8 protein-coding genes and 2 pseudogenes are annotated in these 6,179 nt (G+C 59.4%); 3 read left to right on the plus strand and 7 right to left on the minus strand.

The window, feature by feature from the left end:
* Positions 1-69: 69 nt before the first annotated feature.
* The gene (locus tag AC1DLB_RS21230) at positions 70-510 is read right to left on the minus strand and encodes a multidrug/biocide efflux PACE transporter (RefSeq protein WP_477744602.1); all 441 of its coding nucleotides are present in this window, start codon (positions 508-510) and stop codon (positions 70-72) included.
* Positions 511-599: 89 nt separating this feature from the next.
* On the opposite strand from AC1DLB_RS21230, the pseudogene AC1DLB_RS21235 reads away from it, so the two are divergent.
* Positions 600-1,427: pseudogene (locus tag AC1DLB_RS21235) on the plus strand (LysR family transcriptional regulator); the annotation flags it as partial.
* Here the strand turns inward: AC1DLB_RS21235 and AC1DLB_RS21240 are convergent.
* From AC1DLB_RS21240 to AC1DLB_RS21250, 3 genes and pseudogenes are all read right to left on the minus strand, one after another.
* Positions 1,368-2,573 (minus strand): annotated as a pseudogene (locus AC1DLB_RS21240) (RNA polymerase sigma factor); the annotation flags it as partial. The pseudogenes AC1DLB_RS21235 and AC1DLB_RS21240 overlap by 60 nt on opposite strands.
* Before the next feature lie 76 nt (positions 2,574-2,649).
* Entirely contained in the window at positions 2,650-2,994 is a 345-nt protein-coding gene (locus tag AC1DLB_RS21245) for a YciI family protein (RefSeq protein ID WP_019651728.1), read from the minus strand.
* Between the two features lie 98 nt (positions 2,995-3,092).
* On the minus strand, positions 3,093-3,518 hold the full coding sequence (locus AC1DLB_RS21250; RefSeq protein ID WP_018926431.1) for a YybH family protein: 426 nt from the start codon (positions 3,516-3,518) through the stop codon (positions 3,093-3,095).
* A gap of 140 nt (positions 3,519-3,658) precedes the next feature.
* Between AC1DLB_RS21250 and AC1DLB_RS21255 the strand changes: the two genes are divergently transcribed.
* Both AC1DLB_RS21255 and AC1DLB_RS21260 read left to right on the plus strand, forming a co-directional pair.
* The gene (locus AC1DLB_RS21255) at positions 3,659-4,144 is read left to right on the plus strand and encodes a GNAT family N-acetyltransferase (protein ID WP_018926432.1); all 486 of its coding nucleotides are present in this window, start codon (positions 3,659-3,661) and stop codon (positions 4,142-4,144) included.
* Between the two features lie 19 nt (positions 4,145-4,163).
* Positions 4,164-4,769, plus strand: a complete 606-nt coding sequence (locus AC1DLB_RS21260) for a pyridoxamine 5'-phosphate oxidase family protein (protein ID WP_477744599.1) — start codon at positions 4,164-4,166, stop codon at positions 4,767-4,769.
* Positions 4,770-4,822: 53 nt separating this feature from the next.
* Here AC1DLB_RS21260 and AC1DLB_RS21265 read toward each other — a convergent pair whose 3' ends face one another.
* From AC1DLB_RS21265 to AC1DLB_RS21275, 3 genes are all read right to left on the minus strand, one after another.
* Positions 4,823-5,164, minus strand: a complete 342-nt coding sequence (locus tag AC1DLB_RS21265; RefSeq protein ID WP_477744598.1) for a type II toxin-antitoxin system RelE/ParE family toxin — start codon at positions 5,162-5,164, stop codon at positions 4,823-4,825.
* Positions 5,157-5,423 (minus strand): type II toxin-antitoxin system Phd/YefM family antitoxin, encoded by a 267-nt coding sequence (locus AC1DLB_RS21270; RefSeq protein WP_477744597.1) that lies wholly within the window; start codon positions 5,421-5,423, stop codon positions 5,157-5,159. The genes AC1DLB_RS21265 and AC1DLB_RS21270 overlap by 8 nt, the downstream gene beginning before the upstream one ends.
* A gap of 99 nt (positions 5,424-5,522) precedes the next feature.
* Positions 5,523-6,011, minus strand: coding sequence for a GNAT family N-acetyltransferase (locus tag AC1DLB_RS21275; RefSeq protein ID WP_477744596.1), 489 nt, complete (start codon positions 6,009-6,011; stop codon positions 5,523-5,525).
* Between the last annotated feature and the right edge of the window lie 168 nt (positions 6,012-6,179).

Raw genomic sequence — 6,179 nt, forward strand, 5'->3', positions numbered from 1 at the left:
GTTTCACATTCAACGATGACTCTGACTGTGAAACCGCTTTCGCGGGCAAGCCTCGCTCCTACAGGTCATTCAATAGCCTTCGCAAGCCCTGCGCAGTAATAGCCGCTCCCGCACCACGTCGTAACCCCAGTGGTACACGTAGGTGTACGGCAGGAAAAACAGCAGCACGCCAATGTCCAGCAGGAACGCCTGCCACAGGCTGATCTTCAGCCACCAGGCAATCAACGGCACCCCAAACGCCACCAGCCCGCCTTCGAACAACAGCGCATGCACCACGCGGATCCAAGCGTTACGCACAATGGCGAAGCGCTTGAGCAAACGGTCGAACAGGCCGTTGAAGACCACGTTCCAGGCCAGGGCAAGGGCTGCAATCGCCACGGTTGCCACGCCCATTTCCAACATGGGTTTGTCCATGATCCAGGCCAGCAGTGGGGTACAGATCAAAACGGCCAGCAGCTCGAAACCGATGGCCTGGAAGATGCGTTCAGTGATGGATTTGTTGGCGTTCATGGCCAGACTCCCTGAGTGACTGTGGTTGCCATGATCTGCCATCGAACCGATACTTCATAACCAATAACCATCGATCAAGGCGATAGTTCATGGCTTCCCACGAAGTGTTGCTGGCGTTTGTAGAGGCCGCGACCCAAGGCTCGTTTTCCGCCGCGGCGCGCAAGCTCGGGCGCAGTCAGTCGACCATCAGCGCCGCCGTGGCGAGCCTGGAAATCGACCTGAACCTTGTCCTCTTCGACCGCAGCAGCCGCAAGCCGAGCCTGACCCCGGCCGGGCACGTCATGCTGCAACGGGCCGAGGAGATTCTGGCCGCCACCAGCCGTCTGGAAATGACCGCCAGCCAACTGTCCCAAGGCATCGAGCCAAAGTTGACCGTGGCGATTTCCGACACTTACCAGTCCGACCGTTTCGAAGCGGCGCTCAGTGCTTTCGAGCAGCGTTACCCGGACCTGGAACTTGAATGCCTGATCGCCGAATGCGATGACCTCGTGGCACTGGTACAACGCGGCCGCGCGCACGTCGCCTTCGCCGAAATGCAGGACAGCTACCCGCCGGATCTGGTCAGTTCGACGGTGGACGAGCGCACGGAAATCACCCTGTTCGTGTCCCACGCGCACCCATTGGCGACGCTGAACGACATCGATCAGGACGTGCTGCAACAGCACCGCGAACTGCGTCTGGCGACGATCGTCAATCCGTATGAAAGCCGCGCGAAGGGGCGGGTCTGGTCGGCGCCAAGTTACCTGATGCTGCTGGAAATGGCCCAGGGCGGGTTCGGCTGGGCACCGTTGCCGCGATGGCTGGTGGGGCGGTTCGGGGCTGGTTCGTTGGTGGAATTGAAAGTGCGCGGCTGGCCAAAACCGGTGTATGTCGATGCACTGTGGTCGCGTTTGCACCCGCCGGGGCCAGCGGGGAGCCTCTTCCACCCTTCCCAACTGCCGGCAAAACTCTGCCCGTGCCGAATGCGCCAGGTGGTAATCCAGCAACTCGCCCCGGGCCAGAATCCCTTCGATCAACGTCAGCCCTGCCTGTGGGCCATCGCGCCTGGACAGCGCCGCCGCGCGGTTCAGTTCGATCACCGGCGACGGCACCGCCCGCAGCAGCACGTCGTACAGACCGACAATCTGCGCCCAGTCCGTCTCTGCCGCCGAGGGCGCTTCGGCATGCACCGCGGCAATCGCCGCTTGCAGGCAATAAGGTCCGAAGCGCCGTGTCGTCAGCGCCCGCTCAATCAAGGCGCAGCCTTCGGCAATCAGCTCGGCGTTCCACAACGAGCGATCCTGTTCATCCAGCACAATCAGCTCACCGCTCGCGGAGGTCCTGGCCGGACGCCGAGACTCATGCAACAGCATCAGCGCCAGCAGCCCCATCACCTCCGGTTCAGGCAACAGCTCCATCAACAACCGACCGAGACGAATCGCTTCGCGCGTCAGGTCTTCACGGATCAGTTCGTTGCCGATGGACGCCGAATACCCTTCGTTGAACACCAGGTAAATCACCCGCAACACGCTGTCGAGTCGCTCGGGCAGTTCCGTCAGGGTGGGCACTTGGTATGGGATTTTCGCGTCACGGATCTTGGCCTTGGCGCGCACGATGCGCTGGGCGATGGTGGCCGGCGCCGAGAGAAATGCCCGGGCGATTTCTTCCGTGGTCAGGTCGCAGACTTCACGCAGGGTCAGCGGCACTTGAGCGTCCGCCGCCAGTGCCGGGTGACAACAGGTGAAGATCAGGCGCAGGCGATCGTCTTCCACGTCTTCGTCACTCCAGTCGGCCTGCTCCAGCGCCTCCAGTTGAGCGATCAACACCGGCCGGGATGCGTTAAAACGTGCGCGCCGGCGCAACACATCAATGGCCTTGAAACGGCCAGTAGACACCAGCCAGGTGCGCGGATTGTCCGGCACACCGTCGCGCTGCCAGCGCTCGACCGCGACGAAGAACGCCTCGTGCAGCGCTTCTTCGGCGAGATCGAAATCGCCGAGCAAGCGGATCAGGGTCGCCAGGATTCGCCGCGACTCGTCGCGGTAAACCTGCTCGACTTGCGCCCGTACCGATTCGCCCGGCATCAGTCCGGCATGCCTGGGGCCATTTTTCGCTGGACGGATTGCACACTCATAAAAGAACTCCTGTTGTGATAGTTATTCAGACATTTAACTGGCGAACGGGCCGCACCTCGACGCAGCCGACCCGGGCCGCCGGAATGTTACCGGCGACCTGGAGGGCTTCATTGAGGTCTTTGGCATCGATCAGGTAGAAGCCGGCCAACTGCTCCTTGGTTTCAGCGAACGGGCCGTCGGTGATCGACATTTTGCCGTTGCGCATGCGCACGGTGGTCGCGGTCTGCACCGACTCCAGCGCTTCGGCGGCGATCATCCGGCCGCTGCCCTGGATCGACTCGGCATAGGCCATGCACTCGGCGTCGTTGGGGCTTTCGGGCAGCGAGTGCAATTCGTGCTCGTTGCTGTAGACCAGGCATAGATACTTCATGGGACTCTCCATTTCAGGCGGCTTTGCCGTGACCGAACTGATCAACTATGGCTGTCGATTGGCGCTTTGGCGCTGCTTTCCGATAAACAACCCGACCATCAGGGTTCCAGGTTGAACAGCGCCGCGCCGCTGGTCATGTCGAACGGAGCCGACCAGTGTTCGTGGACGATCTGCCAGAGCCCCGCTTCCTGCCGATAGCACGCGGTGACGCGCATCCAGCACGCCTGGGTTTCACCCTTTTCATTGGTGCCGCCGCAATGCGCCAGCCAGTGAGCGAAAGCGATCTCCTGCGACGGCACGACGTTGATTTCATGGAACTCGAAAATATGCGGGCCGGGGCACATCTCCATGCATTCCTGCCAATGCGCACGGTAGGCCGCCTTGCCCTTGAATTGCAGGGCTTTGACGGCATCGAAGGAGACGATGTCGTCGGCGTACAGGGCCATGACCTTTTCCACATCCTTGGCGATGACCGCCTGACGGTAGTTCTCGATCAAGTTATGGATTTGTGTCTGAGCGTTCATGAGGGTTCTCCACGTTTTTTTGTTGAAGACACCTTTAGTCGTCTGGCGAAAAGCCAAATCGACAACCGAAATAAAAATAATCCATGGAGGCAAACTCGCTAGAATCCGAGGCTCATTTGTGTTGGAAAAAGGACACTCCAGTGACAGCCCGACTCGTGCCTTACGAAAGCCTGAACGCCTTGCAGCGCCGACAGGTCGAGGCCATCGAAATCCACGCCGAACAAATCAGATTCTCCGGCGACATCCACGGTGCATTGCACACCTTGCTGTCCAAACCGGGGCCCGGCGTCAAAGGCTTTGCCCTGCTGGCCGAAGAGGTTCCGGTGGCCTTCCTGCTGCTCAAGCGCCCGCCGGTGCTGCCGGCCTGGGCCGACGAACACAGCGCCACCCTGCACGCCCTGCAAGTCGATCACCGCGCCCAGGGCAAAGGTTACGGCAAGGCCTGCCTGCAAGCCCTGCCCGAGGTTGCGCGCCAGGCCTGGCCGGAGATCAAGGGGCTGGAGTTATCGGTGGATGCCGACAATGAATCGGCCATCGCGCTGTATGCCAAATACGGTTTTGTCGACAGCGGCGAAGCGTACAAAGGCCGGATCGGTTACGAACGACGGATGGGACTGGTTTTCTGATTCATGGAGGGATGAACGAATGTTGAACTCAATCGAAGCGCTGGAAGCGATCTACGGCCTGCCCCATGAGCGCGCGGTGCGCAAGCAGATCCCGTTTTTGAACGAGGACTATCAGGCGATGGTCCGTGCCTCGCCGCTGGTGATTATCAGCTCGGTCGGCCCCGACGGCATGGACGGCTCACCGCGCGGCGATACGCCGGGTTTTGTGCGGATCATCGATGAGCGCACGCTGGCGATCCCGGATCGCCCCGGCAACAACCGCATCGACACGCTGCGCAATGCCGTGCTCGACTCACGGGTATCGCTGCTGTTCATCATTCCGGGAATTGGCGAGACGTTGCGGGTCAACGGCACAGCGCAGATCAGCGCCGAGCCCGCATTGCTGGAGAGTTTTGCCGTCAATGGCAAACCAGCGCGCACGGTAATGCTGGTGACGGTGGAAGCGGCGTATTTCCATTGTTCGAAAGCGATTGTGCGTTCGGACTTGTGGAACCCTGAACGCTACCTCGACCGCTCTGCCCTGCCGACGGCAGGGGCGTTTCACAAACGGCTGAACGATGGGCAGTTCGATGCCGAGACGTACGACCGGGAAGCGCCGGCGAGAGTGCGCGATAGTCTTTACTGATCACAACTGAAAAGGGTTGCCTTGTGGCAACCCTTTTAGGATGTAGCGAACGATTAGAGCAATAGGCAGTAATCGAGCAGTTGCTTCTCGATACTTTGACGCTGGCCGATGATCAAGGCGACCACGACAAGGTTTTCGCCCGGGAATACTTCATACAAAACCCGCTGTCCCAAAGGCAGGTACTCACGAAAATGAGTCACCCCAAGGGACGCTGCTTCCTGACAAACGCCGTAAACATGAGCCTGACTGCCGAGAGCCGTGACGATCTGCATGACCAATTGATCGACCATTTCAGCCGCTTTTTTGCGGCCGCATTGCTGAGTCAGATAGTGCTCAAGCGAAATCACACCATGTTCCGCAGCGGTCGCAAACTCCACCCTATAGGTTTCAGGCATCGTTATCGTCTTGCAACAATTGACGTCGCTGGGCCAGCCTGTCCAAGAGAGTGTCGCCAGAAATAAGCCTTCCCTGGTCCTTGTCTCGGGAGGCAAACGACAGCAGCTTGATCAGAGCGATCGCCTCGTCTCGACGTTTACGCTCTTCGTAAGACTCGATCACATAGGCCGGAACGCCATTCTGAGTGACCAGCATGGGCTCGGAGAGATCCAGCGCTGCCGCATTTTTTTTAACAAAACTGATTGTTTCAACTCGCATCGTTCACTCCTCTGCTCGCCATCCGAACAGGATGATCAGCGCAACAAGGTCTGAATTTAGGCCATTAAAAAACTTATCACAAGAAATCATTTTCTTCTGCTACAGCGCCAACACCATCTCATGCCACGCCATCCCGCCATGGTCAGACGCCGAAGGCTTGATGTAGGCAAAACCAAACCCGGCATACAGCGCAATGTGCCGCTCTTTGCACATCAGGTGGATGCTGGCCTTGTTCAGTGCGCGCATGCGCTGGATGAATTCTCCCATCAAGTGTTTCGCCAGGCCCTGCCCTTGATAATCCGGATGCACCACCACCGACATGATCACCACGTGCGGGCCGGCCGGGTCGTGGCCGATCAGTTCCTTGAACGCCTCGTCCGACATTTCCACCTCAAACGCCGCACCGGAATTGACGAAACCGGCTACAACGCCATCCACTTCGGCGACGATGAAGCCCTCGGGCCAAGTGGCGATGCGGGTGGCGATTTTCTCGCGGGTGGCGGCTTCGTCGCCTTCGTAGGCAACGGTTTCGATGGCGTAGCAACGGTCCAGGTCAGCGGGAATGACGTGGCGGATGACGGTGTTCATGGCAGCTCGGAATCGGCGGGGGAAAGGCTGGGATCATAAATTAATAAGGTGTTCATATCGATCACGACAAGTGCCGTAAAGCCTTCGTATAGGCACTTTCATTGCGCGTCGCCCGGGGCTATTTGTGTTGCCTGTCTCTAGTCACCATGAGGGGAACACACCATGAGC

The sequence above is a fragment of the Pseudomonas sp. 05N434 genome (assembly GCF_056396965.1).

Bases quoted from the DNA above. Each gene is read 5' to 3' on its own strand.
- AC1DLB_RS21275 (WP_477744596.1), bottom strand. From the start codon at position 6,011: ATGAACACCGTCATCCGCCACGTCATTCCCGCTGACCTGGACCGTTGC.
- AC1DLB_RS21265 (WP_477744598.1), bottom strand. From the start codon at position 5,164: ATGCCTGAAACCTATAGGGTGGAGTTTGCGACCGCTGCGGAACATGGT.
- AC1DLB_RS21260 (WP_477744599.1), top strand. From the start codon at position 4,164: ATGTTGAACTCAATCGAAGCGCTGGAAGCGATCTACGGCCTGCCCCAT.
- AC1DLB_RS21230 (WP_477744602.1), bottom strand. From the start codon at position 510: ATGAACGCCAACAAATCCATCACTGAACGCATCTTCCAGGCCATCGGT.
- AC1DLB_RS21270 (WP_477744597.1), bottom strand. From the start codon at position 5,423: ATGCGAGTTGAAACAATCAGTTTTGTTAAAAAAAATGCGGCAGCGCTG.
- AC1DLB_RS21250 (WP_018926431.1), bottom strand. From the start codon at position 3,518: ATGAACGCTCAGACACAAATCCATAACTTGATCGAGAACTACCGTCAG.
- AC1DLB_RS21245 (WP_019651728.1), bottom strand. From the start codon at position 2,994: ATGAAGTATCTATGCCTGGTCTACAGCAACGAGCACGAATTGCACTCG.